Below are 17,573 nucleotides of genomic sequence, written 5' to 3' on the forward strand. Positions count from 1 at the left end.
GTGGCGGCGGGGGCGGCCATGCCGAGCGGCAGCCGGTTCCTGATCGCTCCGGGTGAGTGGGTCCGGACACGATCCTTCGCGCCGGCGGTGACCGAGGTCAGAGGCCGAACCGCCCTGACCGGGACCAATGGTCCCGGCCTTCCCGCCCCGATCGGTCCACCTGCGCACCCAGGCCGACGGCCCACCGGCACGGCCGGCCGACCGGCTGTTCTCCCACCTCCGACCGACGAGGGAGTCACGGTCCTCGCGGACATGACCGGGAGCCTCCTCCAGGGCCGGTACGTACCGGTGCGGCTTCTCCCCCGTCTCCACCGACCTGCGCCTGCCGACGGGGAGCGATACAAGTGAGGTAGGAATCCACGCGATGGGACGACCCTGAGCCGCGCTGCCGCTCCGCTCTGCTGTGCCTCTGCGGACGCGAGAGCCCGAGGCAGATTGGGCGGTGAATGGACATGGAGAGTGCCACCTCTCACGTGAACGGCCGTCCTCCGGATCCGGCAGCCGCAGCCACCGCGGTCGTCGACGCGCAGGGGATCGTGACGGGGTGGAGCAGCGGCGCCCAGCAGTTCCTCGGTTACCGGTCCGAGGACGTCATCGGGCGGGCCGCGGCCGGCCTGCTGGGCCGGAATTCCGATGTCCCGGCACATCTCCCGGCAGCTGCCGGAGGCTGGCAGGGAACCTCTGATCTGCGGCATCGGGACGGCCACGACGTGGCGGCCGACCTTCAGGCGTACGCCTCGGTCGACCACGAGGGCAACGCGCAATGGCTCGTCGTAGCCACGCGAACACAGCGGCCACATCCACGTCCGGCCCACCGACCGGATGAAGCCGAGGCCACGGCGGAGGAAGCCTTCACACAGTGCCACCTTCCCGTGATGATCTACGACGCCGAGTTGCGCGCCCTGCGCGGGAGCGCCGGCGCGGTTCGCGCGCTGGGCCTCCCGGAAGAGAAGATGCGTGGTCGACGTGTCACCGACGTCCTGCCCGCCCACATCTGCACCAGGGTCGAAGAGGGCATGCGCCGGGTATTCGAGACGGGAGATCCGGAATTCTTCCAAGTGCACGGCCGACCGCACCCCGAAGCCCGCGGACGCTACTGGGCCGTGACCGTGTCGCCCATCAGGAACCCGGCGGGAGAGGTGCGCCACGTTCAGCTCGTGGCGCTCGACATCACCGAACTGCGCCTGGCCCGAGAGCGGCTCGCTCTGCTGAATGACGTCGGCACGCACGTGGGCAACACCCTGGACGTGGCGCAAACGGCGCAGGAAATGGCCGACATCGCGGTGGGTCGACTGGCCGACTTCGTGAGCATCGACCTGCTGGACTCGCTGCTGCGTGGCCTCGAGCCCGGGCCCTTGGCGGAAGGCTCCATCGCTCTGCGCCGCGTCGCGCAGCAGTCCGTCCTGCCAGGTGTTCCGGAGTCGCTGATCCAGCCTGGCGACGTGGACTACTACCCCGCGTCCTCACCTCCTGTCGCCTGTCTGCTCACAGGCCGCGCGTCACTGCACCGCACCCCGGACAACGCCGTCGAACGCTGGCAGAAGGCGGACCCGGAGCGCGCCGAGAAGGTCCGCTCCTTCGGAATGCACTCGGTCATGGTCGTCCCCCTGCGCGCCCGGGATGTCACGCTCGGAGTGGCCGTGCTCGTGCGCCACCGGCGCCGGCACCCGTTCGACGACGACGATCTGCTCCTCGCGGAGGAGATCGCCGCTCGCACCGCCGTCGCCATTGACAATGCCCGCCGCTTCACCCGCGAACGGAACACCGCACTGGCTCTGCAGCAAAGCCTGCTTCCGCAGCGCGTCGCCGCCCAGGATGCCGTGGAGGTGGCTCACCGATACCTGCCGGCTCGCTCCCGGGCCGGGCTCGGTGGCGACTGGTTCGACGTCATCCCCCTGTCGGGCACCCGCGTCGCCCTGGTGGTCGGCGACGTCGTCGGCCACGGCCTGCGGGCCTCCGCCACCATGGGGCGGCTACGGACCGCGGTGCGCACTCTGGCCGATGTCGACCTGCCTCCGGAGGAACTCCTCGTCCATGTCGACGATCTGGTCACTCACCTCAAGACGGAGGAGGGCGCCGCATCGGATGCGGAGCCGGACATCGTCACCGATCTCATCGCAACGTGTCTGTACCTCGTCTACGATCCGGTCTCGCGGCGCTGCACCGCCGCCGCGGCGGGCCATCCCCCACCCGTCACGGTGACACCCGACGGCAGGGCGGAGTTCGTCGAACTGTCCGCCGGACCCCCACTGGGCGTGGGCGGTCTCCCTTTCGAAACAGCCGAATGGGAAGTACCTGAGGGCAGCCTGTTGGCGTTGTACACCGACGGTCTCGTCGAGGGCTCCGGACACGACATCGGCGGGGGCATGGCACTGTTGCTGCAGCGTCTGAACCAGCCGGCGCTCTCCCTGGACACCCTCTGCGACGACCTGATCGAGACCATGCTCCCCGCTCGGCCGTCGGACGACGTCGCCCTCCTTCTTGCACGTACCCGGTCTCTCGGCTCGGACCGGGTCGCCACCCGGGACCTGCCCTCCGATCCGGCCGCTGTGGCGGGCGCCCGGCGGGACGTGTCCCGGCGCCTGACGGACTGGGGGCTGGACGAGCTCACGTTCACGACCGAGCTGGTCGTGAGCGAACTGGTCACCAACGCCATCCGCTACGGCAGCCCTCCCGTTCAGCTGCGCCTGATCCGCGGCTCCGCGCTCATCTGCGAGGTGTCCGACAGCAGCAGCACCGCCCCGCACATGCGCCGGGCCCGCATGTTCGACGAGGGCGGGCGCGGCCTCATGATGGTGGCCCAGCTGTCCGATCGTTGGGGGACGCGCCATGTACCGGCAGGAAAGGCGATCTGGGCTGAGGTCGGAATGCCGGACGAGCCGGCATGAGGGCGAGTCCGTCGCGCTCGGGGCCGGGTGCCTGTTCATCTTCCGCACGGGCACGCGCCGGCCATCGCGCCGCCCTGCGCACGAGGTACACGGCTTCGGCTGAGCCCCTTCATGAGCCCTGGTGGCCTCCGTCGGGCGGAGACGTGGCCAGCGAGAAGTAGTTCTCCTCCTCCTGGGTGAAGTGCAGACGCAGCACGGTGTTCAGTCCGTAGAGGCAGGAACGCAGGTCGTCGAGTTGCCCGGGAGCCAGGCCGCCGTCGACACGGGAAAGTTCGAGATGGGTCGCGATCCGCCGGGAGAGGCGTGCGATCTCGGTGTGGGCGCGACTCATGGTGGCGGTTGCCTCGGGCCCTCCGAGCGCGGGAGCGAGAGCCGGATAGAGCTCGTGCTCTTCGGCGTTCTCGTGCGGCAGCAGCCGCTCGGCGAGCAGTCTGTGCGCCTCCTCGACGGCCGCGAGGGCTCCTGGGCCCGGGCTGTCGGAAACACGGTCGGCAGCGCCGCGCACGGCATCCAGGACGTCCTGAAGATCGTCGTGTTCGGCGGCGAAGCGCTGGACGAGTGCCTCGGCGGCGGGGGTGAGCGCAGGCCCCGCGGCCTGGTCGACGCGCAGAGCGCGCAGGGCGTTGAGGATGACCGCGACGTCGATCCCTTCCTGGAGGAGGGCTCCGGCGGCCGGTGGGAGCAGGCCGAACGCTGCCGCGGTCATGGCGGCCAGCGACATCAGCATGCCCCCGAGGGCACTTTGCACCGCGATCCGGCGGGCCCGTACGGCGATGGAGACGGCGTCCGCCAGACGGTCGACCCGGTCGGTGGTCAGCACGATGTCGGCGGCCTCGGAGGAGGCGGTGGCACCGCGTGCTCCCATGGCCACGCCGATGTCCGCCGCGGCGAGCGCGGGCGCGTCGTTGACGCCGTCGCCCACCATCACGGTGACCGCGTGCGCTCGCTCGGCTCGTACGGCGGCGACCTTGTCCGCCGGGCCGAGCTCGGCCCTGACGTCGTCGAGACCGAGTACGGCCGCGACCTCATGGGCGGGATCGGCGCGGTCGCCGGTCAGCATCAGCAGTCGTTCGATGCCCGCCGTTCGCAGATGGCGCAGGGTGCGGGGCGCGTCGGGTCGGACGGGGTCGCGAAGGAGGACGGCACCGGTCAGCTGTCCGTCGACGGTCAGCCAGGCGACTGCCGCGCCGTCGAGAAGCGCGCGGTTGTCGACCGCCCGGGCCCAGGACGGTCGCGTGTCCGAGGCCGCGACGCGACCGACCGACACCCGGTGGCCGTCCACCGTGCCGGAGGCGCCCCGGCCTGGTTCCTCGCTCACAGCCGAGGGAACCGACAGCGCAAGGCTGCGCCTGTGCGCCGTGTCGACGATGGCCTGGGCGAGGACATGCGGCGAGTACTGGTCGGCGGATGCCGCGAGTCGGAGCACTTCCGCGGGTTTCCCGCCGGGTGCTGCGATCACGTCCAGAACACGGGGCCGGCCGGCGGTGAGTGTGCCGGTCTTGTCCAGCAGGAGCGTGCGGGCCCTGCCCAGGTTCTCCAGGGCGCCGCCGCCGCGGACGACCACACCGAGGCGTGAGGCGCGGGAGAGACCGGAGACGATCGCGACCGGGGCGGCCAGCAGCAGCGGACACGGGGTGGCGACCACCAGGACGGCGACCGCCCGGACCGCGGAGCCGCTGACCAGCCAGGCCAGGCCCGCCATCACGAGGGTGAGGGGAAGGAACCATGCCGCGTAGCGATCGGCGAGCCGCACGACGGGGGCGGACTCCGCTCCAGCCTCCTCGGCCAGCCGCACGATGCCCGCGTAGGTACTGTCCCGCTCAGCGGCGAGGGCGCGCAGTTCGAAGGCGGTGCCCGCGTTCACCACGCCACTGCGGACGGCTTCACCGTGCGCCCGCTCGGTCTGGAGGGGCTCGCCGGTGAGCGCGGCTTCGTCGAGGACGGCGGTGACGCCCTCCACCCGGCCGTCGACCGGGACCACTTCCCCAGGGCCCACGACGAGCAGGTCGCCGGCACGGACCTCGGCCGACGGAACCACGCGCACGCCGCCGGCGGTGCGCAGGCGGGCGGTGCGCGGGGCTCGCTCCAGCAGAGCGCGCAGGTCGTGCGAGGCGCGGCGCTGCGCGGCGGTCTCCAGCGTCCGGCCGGTGGCGAGCATCAGCGCGATCAAGGCTCCGGCCAGGTACTCCTGGACGGCCAGGGTGCCTCCCAGCGCGAATACGGCGACCACGTCGACACCGACGTCGCCGTGCCGCAGCGACGCCAGTACCCACCCGACCGCCGGCACGACGGCGGCGACCGTTCCGAGTCCCCAGAACAGGTCTGCCAAGGCGGTCGCGCCGACCATCCAGGCGACGCCGCCTGCCGAGAGGGCCGCTGCCGTGACGGCCAGGAGCATGGATTCAGCGGGTGCGCACACGGATGTGAGAGTCAGCCGCTGCAATCGTGCCGCAAGGGCGGTGATGCGATCCATGGCACACCCCTCGGTCCCTCCGATGTGACGACCTGCGCTCGGTCCCTTCCATCACACCGCGCCGTCCGGCCCGCTCGGCAGGGGACGGACGGCCCGGTTCTCAGGGCCGTTCGGCCGGCGCCTCGACCGTCACCGGGCCCGGCCGGGAACGTACCCGAAGTCGAAACGGACCGGCGGCACCGGGCCGCGCCATCGTCGGTCGTGCGGGACCGGCACGACCGCGCGACCGGCCGCGGCGAGTGATGGAGCGACGCGTGGGCCAATCGGTCTGCTCAGCTCGCTGCCAGGGGTCCCCTAGACATGGGGCACGACGGCGACGGGGCAGCCGACGTGGTGGATCGCGGCATGGGTGACCGGTCCGGTGCGGGGGCCGAGAGGGCGCTCGGCGAGGCGGTGGCCGACAACGAGGAGACTCGCTCCGGTCGCGGCCCTCACGAGCGTGGTCGAGGGCTTGTCGTTCACCACCGTCTCCAGGACCTCCACATCGGGGTACTTGTCGCGCCACATCTGGAGCACGGCCTTGAGGAAGCCCAGCCATTCCTCGCCCTGCCAGGACTCCTTGGCCAGTCCGAGGTCACCGGGGCCCAGGCCGATCGGGCCGGTGGTGTGCCAGGCGTGCACGGCCCGCAGCCGCGCGTGCCGGAGCCGGGCGGCCTCGAAGGCGAACTCGATGACCTCGTCACAGGCTTCGTCGAGATCCACGCCCAGCACGACGTCCCGGTAGCCGGTGTCCGTCGAGGGGCTCGCGTCGCGTGCCGGCACGTGCTCGTCCGCCGCCTCCTCGCCCGCCCGCACGAGGACGACGGGACGCGTCGCCGCCGCGACCACGCCGAGTGCCACGGAACCCACGAGGAATCCGGTGAACCCGCTCAGACCACGAGATCCCAGGACCATCAGATCGGCCTGGTCCGCCGCCTTCAACAGCGCGGTGGTGGCGGGGCCTTCCGTCTGCTCGTCGGTGAGGCGGAGGTCCGGGCACTGGGCACGGACGCGTTCCTCCGCCCGGCGCAGCGCACTGCGCGCCAGATGCCGCTGCTCGGCGCCGGCGATCTCGCGCTCCTGCCGGCGGGGGTGCCAGGGCCAGGCGTGTACCAGGTGCAGCGGTCGATCCCGTCGATCCGCCTCTCGGGCCGCCCATGCGGCGGCGGCCAGGCTCTCGGCGGATCCGTCAACTCCTGCGACTACGGGCGAAAGCATGTCGGCACCTCCAGAAGCCGGTCTGACGTCCGCCACCAGCGTCATGCCGCGGTCCGTCCGAGGGCAGAGGCTGCCCGGTCCCCGTCGGGGGCCGTCCGGCCCCTCTCCATGACGCCTTCCGACAGTCGGACACCGTAAGTCGGGGCCGAGACCCGGGAGTGCCGCGCGCAATACGCGGGAACCGGCACGCATCAGTCGTGCGGCATCACCGCCGGCGGTGCGCAGGCGTGCCGCGGCACCGCGTGCGCGTCCGGGCCGACACTGTGGCCGTTCCGCGCGGAGTTCCGAATCCCGTGGCGGCGTGTCCGTGGGCGGGGTTCCAGCCGTTCACGACGCGCAGGCCGTCGGCGCGACGCCGGTCGGTCTCGAAGGGCAGGCACAGCTCCCCGGCCCGGCAACGCACTTGCCGCATGGTCTGTCAGCAGTGCACCGACGTGCGGTGGTCCTTGCGAACGGTCCGGTGCGGCGACCTCGGCAGCGTCTCGGGGTATCGACGGCGCAGCAGACGGACGGCGAGTCCGTCGACGGCCGCCGTCAGGACGACTGTCAGACCAACAGCCAGCACGAGCAACACCGCGAACCGTTCCCAGAAGTCAGGTGTAAGACTGGTACCCACTGTCCTCGCCCTCCCTGGTCGGCGTCGTTCTCCTTGCCTCCAGCCAACTCCCCCACAGGTGGGGGCCGCGTGAGCCGAGCAGGCCGTACAGAGGTCCGGATCGGCCCTTGCGGGTGGAGCCGCGCGGGCCCCGAGCCCGCCGAGGGACGCGCCCGGTCAGGGACGGCCGCCCGCACCCCGTGGGCCGGCCGAGCGTCGCGCGCGGGGCTCGGCCGGAGCCCCGTTCATCCGGGAGAGCCCTCGGGTGACGGCCCGTTGCGGCCTCCGCCACGACGCCGGTGAGAACGTGGGCCCAACGGCCCTGTCCCAGGGGCCGATGGCCTCTGCCCACCGGGCGGCACGGCTCCGGCGGGGCGTGAACGCGCCGACTTCGTGCGGTCGGTCCTACGGCGTCCGCACCGGTACGTGCCACACGAGCATCGTGCCGCCGCCCTCGGGTTCTCCCAGCTCCAGCTCACCACCCAGTTGCCCGGCGCGCTCCGCCATGTTGCGCAGCCCGCTTCGACGGCCTCCGGCGGGGATGCCGACACCGTTGTCCGTGACCGACAGACGAACCTCCCGCCCGTCCGTGACAAGGAGTACGTCGACCCGGTTCGCATGGGCATGGCGGGCGATGTTGGTCAGGGCCTCGGACAGCACCGCCGTCACGTGGTCGGCGATCTCCTTGGGTACGTCGGTGTCCAGCAGGCCTTCCATACGGAGGCTGGGGGCGAAGCCGAGAACCTGCGCGGCCTCGCCTGCCACCCGCACGGCACGGGCCCGCAACCCTGCCTCCCCCGCGCCGTCGCGGGTGCGCAGGCCGAAGATCGTCGACCTGATGATCTTGATGGTCTCGTCGAGGTCGTCGACCGCACGCACCACACGCTCGGCGGCCTCCTCGTGCTCGATGAAGCGGCCGGCGCTCTGCAGCGTCATGCCGGTGGCGAACAGCCGCTGGATCGCCAGATCGTGCAGGTCACGCGCGATGCGGTCACGGTCCTTGAGCACCGCGACCTGTTCGGCGTCCTGTCGGCGCTCCGCCAGCTCCATGGCGATGGCGGCCTGTCCGGCGAAAGCCTGCAACGTCTCGGTCTCCGTCTCGGAGAACACCGGCCGGCCGACCCTCCGTGCCAGCAGGACCACGCCCCGCGGATCGGTGTCGCCCGCCCCGATGGGCACGGCCACGGCGGGGCCGAGTCCGCCGAACCGCGGAGGCTCGGGGGAGATGCGCTCGTCCTGGGTGACGTCCGCGCTGGTTACGGATGCGGCGCCGGAGAACGCCAGCCCCATCAGGCTCTTGTCCATGGCCAGGACGAGGCCCCTGTGCGCGTCGGCGTCCATCCCGACGGCGATCTCCACCGCGAGGGACCGGCTGCCCTCCACCGGCAGCGCGACAGCAGCGAGGGCGGACCCGGTGATCTCACCGGCCCGCTCCGCGATCAGGGCGAGGACCTCGGTACGCTCACTGCCGGACATCAGGCTGTGGGTGACTTCCGCGTTCGCCTGCAGCCAGCGTTCCCGCAGCCGGGACTCCTCGTACAGCCGGGCGTTGTCGATCGCGACGCCGGCAGCCACGGCGAGCGTGAGCGTGACCGCCACGTCGTCCTCGTCGAACTGGACACCGCCCCGCTTCTCGGTCAGGTACAGGTTGCCGAAAACGTGGTCGCGTACCCGGATCGGGACACCGAGGAAGGTGTCCATGGGCGGGTGGTGCGCGGGGAAGCCGTGCGAGGACGGGTGCTCGGAGATCTTCGCCAGCCGCAACGGCTCGGGGGGGCGGATCAGCTCCCCCAGGATGCCGTGACCCTCCGGAAACGGCCCGATGCGGGCGATCTGCTCCTCGCTGACCCCCACGGTATGAAAGGCGGACAGTCGGCGGCCGTCCGGGCCGATCACGCCGAGGGCCGCGTACTCCGCGTCGACCAGCACCGCGGCGGCCTCCACGATGCGGTGAAGGGCCTGCTCCAGATCGAGCTCCCGGCCGACCGACAGCACCGCCTCCAGCAGGTTGTGCACCCGGTCCCGGGTACCACGGGCCGCGTCCAGCCGCGACTGCAGCTCCTCCAGCAGCTCGTCCAGCCGCAGCTGCGGCAGCCGCACGCGCGCCTCCTCGGGGCTCTCCACCCTGCGCTCCTCCAGGTCCCTCGACAGGCGAACAGCCGAACGGTACCGGGCGTGTTCACGGTAATGGTCCGCCACAGCGGGTGGTAGCGGATCGAGCCAGGTTCGCGGGAGTCCGCTTCGGTGCCTGCGAAGCATGGGACAGCGGGCCTGGCCCGGACCGCGGCCCCAGGCGCCTCACGCCTCGCGCCGGACCGCCTTCGGGCGTGTCCTTGAGTGAGAACCGGCCTCCACCGGGCCGGTCGGCCCCATGGAGGGGACCGACAGCACCTGCCTCCGCGGCCCCGGCGGCCGGACGCTGGAGACATACCCAGTCTGAAACCCATCGGAGGAGACCGGCGTCATGGTCCGATACGTGTACGACTTCGCGGAGGGCGGCCGCGACCTGGCCGACCTGCTCGGTGGCAAGGGAGCGAACCTGGCCGAGATGACCCGACTGGGCCTGCCGGTCCCGCCGGGCTTCACCGTGACCACCGAAGCCTGCCGGACCTTCCTGGCCACCGGCACCGAACCGGACACCCTGGCCGGTGAGATCTCCGAACACCTCACGGCGTTGGAGAAGGCCGCAGGACGACGGCTGGGTCGGCCCGACGACCCGCTGCTGCTGTCCGTCCGTTCAGGGGCGCGGTTCTCCATGCCCGGCATGATGGAGACGATCCTCGACATCGGCCTCAACGACGACTCCGTGCTCGGTCTGGCGAAGATCTCCGGGAACGAACGCTTCGCCTGGGACTCCTATCGTCGCCTCGTACAGATGTTCGGCAGCACGGTCATGGGCGTGGACAGCGCTCTGTTCGAGAACACCATGGCCGACCTCAAGCGGTCGCGGGGGGCGGCGAGCGACCTGGGGCTGAACGCGACGGACCTGTCCGGCCTCGTGACGACGTACAAGGACCTGATCCGAAGGGAGACCGGCGAGGACTTCCCCCAGTCCCCGGACGAGCAGCTTCGCCGCGCGGTGCTCGCCGTCTTCGAGTCGTGGAAAGGCGAGCGCGCCCGGATCTACCGTCGCCGCGAACACATCCCCGACGACCTGGGCACCGCGGTCAACGTGCAGACCATGGTCTTCGGCAATCTCGGGCCCGACTCCGGCAGCGGCGTCGCCTTCACCCGTGACCCCGCCACGGGGCGGCCCGGCCTGTACGGCGACTACCTGGCGAACGCGCAGGGCGAGGATGTCGTCGCGGGCATCCGCAACACCGTTCCGCTGACCGCTCTCGCGGAGCTGGACGCGGTCTCGTACGGGCAACTGCGCGATCACATGGAGACTTTGGAGACGCATTACCGCGATCTGTGCGACATCGAGTTCACCATCGAGCGCGGCCGGCTGTGGATGCTGCAGACACGAGTGGGCAAGCGCACCGCCGAGGCCGCGTTCGCGATCGCGGCCGAGCTGGTGGACGAGGAGCTGATCACCCCTGACGAGGGCCTGGCCCGGGTCAGCGGGGAAGGTCTCGCCCGGCTGATGTTCCCCCGGTTCGACACCTCGGCCGTCGGCGAGGCGCTCGCCCACGGGCTGCCCGCCTCTCCGGGCGCGGCCGTGGGCGCGGCGGTGTTCGACTCGGCCGAAGCGGTCCGCCGGGCCGCCGCCGGCGAACACGTCGTCCTTGTACGGCAGGAGACCACTCCCGAGGACCTGCCGGGCATGATCGCCGCGCAGGCGGTGCTGACCAGCCGGGGCGGCAAGACGAGTCACGCGGCCGTCGTCGCCCGAGGCATGGGCACGGTGTGCGTGTGCGGGGCCGAGGAGATCACCGTCGACTCCGCGGCACGTCGCTTCAGCGTGGGCGACACCGTCGTCGAGGAGGGCGCGGTCCTCTCCGTCGACGGTTCGGAAGGCGCCGTGTATCTGGGCGCGGCCCCGCTGGTCGACTCCGTGGTGATGCGGTACTTCGAGACGGGCGAGCGGTCGGACGGTCTGGTCGGCGCCGTCGCCGACGCCATGGAGCGGGCGGACGGCCTGCGCCGCCTGGAGGTCCGGGCGAACGCCGACACCCCCGAGGACGCCGCCCGCGCCCGTCGGTTCGGCGCCCAGGGAGTCGGCCTGTGCCGCACCGAGCACATGTTCCTCGGCGCGCGCCGCAAGCTGGTCGAGGCGATGATCCTGGCCCGCGACGAGCGGGAGCGCGAGAGGGCTCTGGCCGCGCTGCTGCCCCTTCAGCGGCAGGACTTCATCGGCATCCTGGAGGCCATGGACGCTCTGCCGGTCACCATCCGGCTCATCGACCCGCCCCTGCACGAGTTCCTGCCCGACCGCACGGACCTCGCCGTGCGCATCGCCACCGCCGAGGCCGAGGGCACCGTGCCCGACCCGCACGACACCGAACTCCTGGAAGCGGTCGGCCGTATGCACGAGGAGAACCCCATGCTCGGGCTGCGCGGCGTCCGGCTGGGACTGGTCGTCCCGGGCCTGGTCGCCATGCAGGTGCGGGCGATCGCCGAGGCGGTCGTGGAACGCACCAGGGCCGGGGGCTCCCCCAAGGCGGAGATCATGGTCCCGCTGGTGGGCGCCGTCGAGGAACTGCGCATCGAACGGGCCGAGGTGGAACGCGTACTGGCCGAGGTCTCCGAGGAGTCCGGTGTCCCCGTGCGGCTGCCGGTCGGCACGATGATCGAGCTCCCGCGTGCAGCGCTCACCGCCGGCCGGATCGCCGAGGAAGCGGAATTCTTCTCCTTCGGCACGAACGACCTCACCCAGACCACCTGGGGCTTCTCACGCGACGACGTCGAGGCGGCCTTCTTCTCGGCCTACCTCGACAAGGGCATCTTCGCCACCTCCCCCTTCGAGACCCTCGACCGCGACGGCGTGGGCCGGCTGGTCCGCATCGCGGTGGACGAGGGCCGTGCCGCACGCCCCGAACTGAAGATCGGCGTCTGCGGCGAGCACGGCGGAGACCCCGACTCCGTTCACTTCTTCCACACGGCCGGACTGGACTACGTCTCCTGCTCGCCGTTCCGGGTTCCGGTCGCACGCCTGGAGGCCGGACGCGCCGCACTCCCCGATTCGGGGCCAAGTGACAGCAAGTGACCGGAGAACGCTGAGACGGTGGCCGGCACGGCCCGCGTCGTCGGTGAAGCGATGACCGCGACGTCGTCGAGGCACACCGGAAGACGCCTCTCGGAGATGTCGTACAACTGCTCGACCGGCACCGGAACAGCGGGCTGCCCGTCAGGGGGTCCGCCCGCGTGATGGAGCATCACGGAGCCGGACGCCTCCTGTCGTGGACGAGGGGGCCGGCTGGTCGGCATCGCCCACGGACGCGACCTGCAGCGCGTCTTCCCTCGTACGGACGACGAGATCCGCCGGGAGGTCCGCGACGCGGTGCCGTCCTCCGTCCTCGACCGGCTCGACCACAGCGTGGCAGTCGCGGTCCGCGAGGGCATGACCACAGTCAAGCCTTCTTGAGATACCTATTGGCTGTGGGCTGCCGAACTTGGTACTCACGGCACGCGAGGGCCCGCCCGCTCTCCCGGGGCATGAGAGGAGAGAGCGGGCGGGTGTCGGTTGCAACCCTGACCCTGCGGTTGCCGTGGGATCCCATCTCACCGGGGCGGGGTGCTCGGCTCAGTCGTCCGACAGCAAGGCACGCGCGATCAGGATGGGGGCCAGGATGCTCATCAGCGTGGGGTCCGGATCGACGAACACGGCATGCTGACGGCGTGCCCATACGGTCCAGCCGGGCCCGGACATGCCCAGCTCGATTCCCACGGCGACCGCGTCCTCGGGGTCAGTGATCAACTTGTCGCAGTAGCGGCCGACGTGCAGCGCGGGCGATCGCCACTGAAGTTCTCGAAGTGATCGCATAAGGCGTTCAGCGAGCGAGCCAAGCGACGGGCGTGTGCGACGCCGGAACTGACGCCAGCCTGCGGGGTGATGTCCAGCTTTCGCCGCGCCTCTCCGATGCACGCAAGCGCGCAGTAGCGCGGCACGTCGTCTTTCGGAAGACCGGCGATGGCTTGCTCGACTTCAGGAATGAGGAGCCGCATGTGACCCCTCAGCCGCAGCATGAGCGTTCCCAGCTCGTGCGCGCTTGGTGGGAGGGCGTCCTCGGCCAGGAAGCGGCGCACGCTGGAACGCATGGTCGCGATGTCGGGTGGGCATCCGCCGGCCTCTTCGGCCGATGGCTCGCGGGCTGTAGTTTGCATGGGTCGGCGCTCCTTGTCAGCGTTGGCCAAGCCCCGGGGCCGTCGCGAGCGGTCGCCGGGGTCTTCGTGGTCTACGACCGTAGGAGCGGAGAGCGCGAACCAGGGGCACAAAATGTGCCCCCACGCTATGCGGCCAACAGGCCGATCTTCACGGCGAGTTCCGAGGCGCGGCGGCTGCGCGCCGGAGCCTTGGCGTCGGCTTCCTCAAGGATGATCCGCTTGGCATAGCCGTTGTACTTGATCGTCTCTGGAGCCGCCTCGTGCGCCTTCTCCAAGGTGGCAAGCGCCACGTCTGGCTGTCCATCGAGGTGGAAGCCGCGGGCCTCCTCGATGCGATGGCGGGCTCTGCGCGGCCTCGACGGGATCGTGACCGCGTCGGCGCGTGCGGCCTGGCGTACGGACTCGCCACCCTGTCGCAGTTCTACAGCGACGGTAACCGCGTGGGCTCCCATGATCGCGCGAGAGAACGACGTGACCGGGTGGTAGTAGTCCCGGGGAAGTCGCTGCGCCAAAATGCGCGCCTGGTCCCAGTAGCGCCAGGCCGTACCGGTCTCGGCCCTCCGGGCCGCGGTGTAGCCGGCCTCGAACGTGAGTGCCCCCGCGATCGCAAGTACATCGTCGGAGGCATCCGGCAACAACGGCTCCAGATAGGCCAGCGTCTCAAGGTTCACCGCGTCGGCGGCCTCGAAGTGGCCCATCCCCGCGTCGCGATGCGCCTGAGCGGCCAGCCACGCCGCTACGCCGATGGCGTGCGCGTCTTCCGATTCCTGGGCCGCGATGAGGCCTCGCTCCGAGACACGCCAGAGCAGGGCCGCGTCAGGCTGGTACGCCACGAAGAACTGGCACAGCGAATAGACCTCGGAGAGCACGGCCAGAGCTGCCCGGCGGTCCGGGGCCGCCTCGGCCTGCCGTACGGCGAGCTGGGCGTCACGGATCAGATCCGGAAGCAACTCGCCGATCACTTCACGATGGTTGGGTGCAGAGTGACGGGCGCTCCAAGCCCCGGCCAGCCGAGCATGGAGGTGGGCCATCGACGGGGCCTCCCGCTGCATCGTCAGTGGAAAGACGTCAATCGCCGCCTTCACCGCAGCGAGCCGGGGATGGCCCGGACCAGCGAACAAATCTACGCGACCGGACTGATCGCCGACCAACTCCGACAGGTCACGAACGCGCAGGAGTTCGGCGACGCGGAGGATCGTCTCCAGCTTGGGCATCTTCAGTCGGCCCGTCTCTATGCCCTTCACCCATGACGCGGTCTTCCCGACCAGACCGCCGAGTTGATCACGGGTCATGCCCCGTCGCGTGCGCAGGATTTGAAGGCGCTGGCCGAACACCAGTGAATCGGCGTACGGGTTCGGGCTGGCTTCCTCAGACGGCACGGCCTTGCCCCTCTCTGACGGACTCGACACTGCCAGGGTATGGGGCGGGAGTGCCCTTGTGCGGGGTTCCTGCCGTTCAACATCCGGCCCGAACTGGTGGAGCCTCGGAGAGGCTGCCGCTTCTGCCGACGCGATCAATCGGACCTGTGACGCCTGCTCTGCAATCGGCAACGGTTCAGCGGATGAACGACCACCCCCGATGGCGCGTTCCTGTCTGCGAATCCCCTGCCTCTCCGGTTTCGGCTGAAAGTTCGGCAACCTTCCCACGTACCTTTTGACGTTCTCTATCGCAAACATAAATGCCCATGACTCATCAGGACGAGTGCGTGGATGGCATTCGTCGTCCGGCGTCGGGCAGTCCGTCACCGCTGGACCAACCGAGACTGTCGGAGCCAACGGGCTTCGGTTGCGCTCCAAGCCGGGATGCAACGGCTACGTCAAGGGGCTGCTCTATCGAGGGGATCGGGTCTTCGTCCGGGAGACCTTCACTCGTCCTACAACCCGAACTGGGTCGGCGTCGTGCTGAAGCAGCGAAGCAGGGGCGGGCTCGCACGGCTTACGTTCGGGTACGTCTACAAGGCCTACCTTCGGTAGGCTTGAACGCCTTGGAAGGTACCCCCGATGGTGACTTCGGTCCAGCGTCCCTCTTCTCGGCCGGGGAGAGGGACGTGACGCGTGTCGGCGTGGGGATGGCGCGAGCGTGTCCATGCGCCTGAGGGTCGCTGCAAATGCCGCCGGCAGGGTTCAACGCCGGTTCATCAGGACCTCCCCACTCGTACCCGCACACACTAGAGCAGGCCCTGCAATAGCTTCGTGGGTCGGATGTGCTTGATGGGTGTGGGGCGTTCGCCATGGCCGCGGACGCTTCTTCGGGCAACTTGCGCGACGGCGATACGACGACTTGGATTCGGGGGCTGGACTGTGTGCGGGGCTGGACGAAAGCGCGCGATGCGGCCGAGGAACTGAACTCGGCGTTTCAGGAACTGGGCTTACAGAAGACGATCGGGCGACCGCTGCGTACCCGCGCGCGTGGTGTCGTGCGTGTTGAGGAAGGCGCGAACGGCCGCCAGTGGGTGACCTGTTCGGGTTGCCACTTGGACAAGTGCACTCCGGGCTGTCGCCCGCCAAGTTCACGGCCCGTCAACACGCAGAACTCTGTGCGCGCTGAGTGCCAGCCGTCACCTGGTCGGGTCAGGTCAGATCCAGGTCTGCGCCAGGAGCCCGAAGGCAACGAAGAAGAATCCGAGCGCCTGTTCCCGAAGACCACGAATTGTCGCCTGTTTCGACTGTTCATCGCGAGCAGCGATGCGAGCCTGGAGGTCACTGCCGGTCTTCCTGCTCTCGCCCCTTCGGCTCCTGCCCTTGGTCGCGCTGCACGTCTTGGGCCAGTCTGAGCACACAGTTCAGGCGTTCCTCGACTGCGACCTTGAAAGCGTCGGCATCCCGTGCAGGGTCAGGCAAGGGGCCGAACTGGACGATGCCCCGAAGGCTTCTCGCAGAGTTGATTTCCATGGCCGTGCCGAGCGCATGGACCACTGTCGGTCGCGGTCGCCCGAGGAGGCGGAAACGAAGCGCGAGCCGCGACCGGTCCCGCGTTCCGGTCGCGGCTCCGCTGGTCTGAAGGTTGGTCGTCAATGATCAACAGCAGCGTGCCGCTGAGGCCGTCGGCTCGTCCGGAACATCCTCGGTCGGGCCGGCGCAGCAGGTGCTGCCCGGTTGCTTGGCGAGGTTGTCGGCGTCAGCCTTTACCACGTAGACCTCCCAGGGCTCCTGTCCGGGGCCGTGCACCCACACTTTGTCCTGGAGGGCGTAACAGCAGGTGGTGTCGTTCTCCACGTCGGTGGCCAGGCCAGCCTCGGCCAGCCGGGCGGTGGCGCCGTGCACCGCTTCGGTCGTTTCGACCTCGACGCCCAGGTGGTCCATACGGGTCGTCTCCCCTGCGGTTCCTTCGATCAGGACGAGCTTGAGCGGGGGCTCGGTGATGGCGAAGTTGGCGTAGCCGTCGCGGAGTTTGGCGGGCTCGGTGTCGAAGAGCTTGCTGTAGAAGGCGATGGACGCGGCGAGGTCGGGAACGCGGAGAGCGAGCTGGACGCGGGACATGGCGAGCCTCCTGCTGGGTGATGGGTTGGGTTGCGCGTCTGGAGTCGTGGGTCAGCAGCCGCCGGACCGGGCCGGGGCGCCGATGCCGATTTGAATGGTGGTCGGGGCCGCGCAGCAGCCTCCGCCGTCGCTGTCCTGCCGGGCGTCGGGGTCGTCGAAGAGGCCGGCGCCGCCGCAGACTCCGGTTTCCGGGAGGGTCAGTTCGACTCGCTCGGCGGCCTCCTGGTCCCCGGCGAGGGCGGCGGCGATCGAGCGGACCTGCTCGTAGCCGGTCATCGCCAAGAAGGTGGGGGCGCGGCCGTAGGACTTCATGCCGACGAGGTGGACGTCCTTCTCCGGATGGGACAGCTCGCCCACGCCGTGCGGGTAGACGGTGCCGCAGGAGTGCTGGTTGGGGTCGATGAGCGGGGCCAGCTCGGTGGGGGCCTGAAGGCGCTCGTCGAGACCGAGCCGGAGCTCGGAGAGGAAGGACAGGTCGGGGCGGAAGCCGGTGAGGACGATGACCTCGTCGACCGGGTCGAGGCGGCGACCGTCCTCGCCCACGAGGATCAGGCGGCCGTCGGTCGCCCGCTCGAAGGAGTCGGTGCGGAAGCCGGTGACCGCGTCGGCGTGGCCGTCGTCCACGGCGGCCTTGGCGGCGAGGCCGAGGGCGCCACGGGCCGGGAGCTGGTCGG

General features: G+C 70.4%; 10 protein-coding genes and 1 pseudogene. 2 read left to right on the plus strand and 9 right to left on the minus strand.

Going from position 1 to position 17,573, the window contains the following annotated elements:
* The first annotated feature begins 446 nt into the window (after positions 1-446).
* The gene (locus ACFYYF_RS33785) at positions 447-2,888 is read left to right on the plus strand and encodes a SpoIIE family protein phosphatase (RefSeq protein WP_388781428.1); all 2,442 of its coding nucleotides are present in this window, start codon (positions 447-449) and stop codon (positions 2,886-2,888) included.
* Positions 2,889-2,997: 109 nt separating this feature from the next.
* On the opposite strand, the gene ACFYYF_RS33790 is transcribed toward ACFYYF_RS33785, so the two are convergent.
* From ACFYYF_RS33790 to ACFYYF_RS33805, 4 genes are all read right to left on the minus strand, one after another.
* Entirely contained in the window at positions 2,998-5,361 is a 2,364-nt protein-coding gene (locus tag ACFYYF_RS33790) for a heavy metal translocating P-type ATPase (protein WP_388781431.1), read from the minus strand.
* 294 nt (positions 5,362-5,655) lie between these two features.
* Positions 5,656-6,558, minus strand: a complete 903-nt coding sequence (locus ACFYYF_RS33795) for a universal stress protein (protein WP_388781434.1) — start codon at positions 6,556-6,558, stop codon at positions 5,656-5,658.
* A 418-nt stretch (positions 6,559-6,976) separates the two neighbouring features.
* The gene (locus ACFYYF_RS33800; protein WP_388781437.1) at positions 6,977-7,174 is read right to left on the minus strand and encodes a hypothetical protein; all 198 of its coding nucleotides are present in this window, start codon (positions 7,172-7,174) and stop codon (positions 6,977-6,979) included.
* Between the two features lie 384 nt (positions 7,175-7,558).
* Positions 7,559-9,277: a GAF domain-containing protein gene (locus ACFYYF_RS33805; RefSeq protein WP_388781439.1), complete on the minus strand. Its 1,719-nt coding sequence runs from the start codon at positions 9,275-9,277 to the stop codon at positions 7,559-7,561.
* A gap of 340 nt (positions 9,278-9,617) precedes the next feature.
* On the opposite strand from ACFYYF_RS33805, the gene ppdK reads away from it, so the two are divergent.
* The gene (ppdK, locus tag ACFYYF_RS33810) at positions 9,618-12,302 is read left to right on the plus strand and encodes a pyruvate, phosphate dikinase (protein ID WP_388781441.1); all 2,685 of its coding nucleotides are present in this window, start codon (positions 9,618-9,620) and stop codon (positions 12,300-12,302) included.
* Between the two features lie 537 nt (positions 12,303-12,839).
* Here the strand turns inward: ppdK and ACFYYF_RS33815 are convergent.
* The 5 genes and pseudogenes from ACFYYF_RS33815 to ACFYYF_RS33835 form a co-directional block, all read right to left on the minus strand.
* Entirely contained in the window at positions 12,840-12,983 is a 144-nt protein-coding gene (locus tag ACFYYF_RS33815; RefSeq protein ID WP_388781444.1) for a hypothetical protein, read from the minus strand.
* Positions 12,984-13,009: 26 nt separating this feature from the next.
* Complete coding sequence (locus ACFYYF_RS33820; protein ID WP_388781447.1) at positions 13,010-13,420, minus strand: DUF6415 family natural product biosynthesis protein; 411 nt, start codon at positions 13,418-13,420, stop codon at positions 13,010-13,012.
* A 125-nt stretch (positions 13,421-13,545) separates the two neighbouring features.
* Positions 13,546-14,799, minus strand: coding sequence for a helix-turn-helix domain-containing protein (locus tag ACFYYF_RS33825; protein ID WP_388781450.1), 1,254 nt, complete (start codon positions 14,797-14,799; stop codon positions 13,546-13,548).
* 1,638 nt (positions 14,800-16,437) lie between these two features.
* Complete coding sequence (locus tag ACFYYF_RS33830; RefSeq protein ID WP_388781452.1) at positions 16,438-16,899, minus strand: ArsI/CadI family heavy metal resistance metalloenzyme; 462 nt, start codon at positions 16,897-16,899, stop codon at positions 16,438-16,440.
* A gap of 51 nt (positions 16,900-16,950) precedes the next feature.
* Positions 16,951-17,573, minus strand: a pseudogene (locus tag ACFYYF_RS33835) (flavoprotein); the annotation flags it as partial.

Source organism: Streptomyces sp. NPDC001914, assembly GCF_042891215.1.
In the GTDB taxonomy this organism is placed as follows: domain Bacteria; phylum Actinomycetota; class Actinomycetes; order Streptomycetales; family Streptomycetaceae; genus Streptomyces.

Coding starts and splice junctions, on each gene's coding strand:
- ACFYYF_RS33790 (WP_388781431.1), bottom strand. CDS start 5,361: ATGGATCGCATCACCGCCCTTGCGGCACGATTGCAGCGGCTGACTCTC.
- ACFYYF_RS33795 (WP_388781434.1), bottom strand. CDS start 6,558: ATGCTTTCGCCCGTAGTCGCAGGAGTTGACGGATCCGCCGAGAGCCTG.
- ACFYYF_RS33785 (WP_388781428.1), top strand. CDS start 447: ATGGACATGGAGAGTGCCACCTCTCACGTGAACGGCCGTCCTCCGGAT.
- ACFYYF_RS33820 (WP_388781447.1), bottom strand. CDS start 13,420: ATGCAAACTACAGCCCGCGAGCCATCGGCCGAAGAGGCCGGCGGATGC.
- ppdK (WP_388781441.1), top strand. CDS start 9,618: ATGGTCCGATACGTGTACGACTTCGCGGAGGGCGGCCGCGACCTGGCC.
- ACFYYF_RS33830 (WP_388781452.1), bottom strand. CDS start 16,899: ATGTCCCGCGTCCAGCTCGCTCTCCGCGTTCCCGACCTCGCCGCGTCC.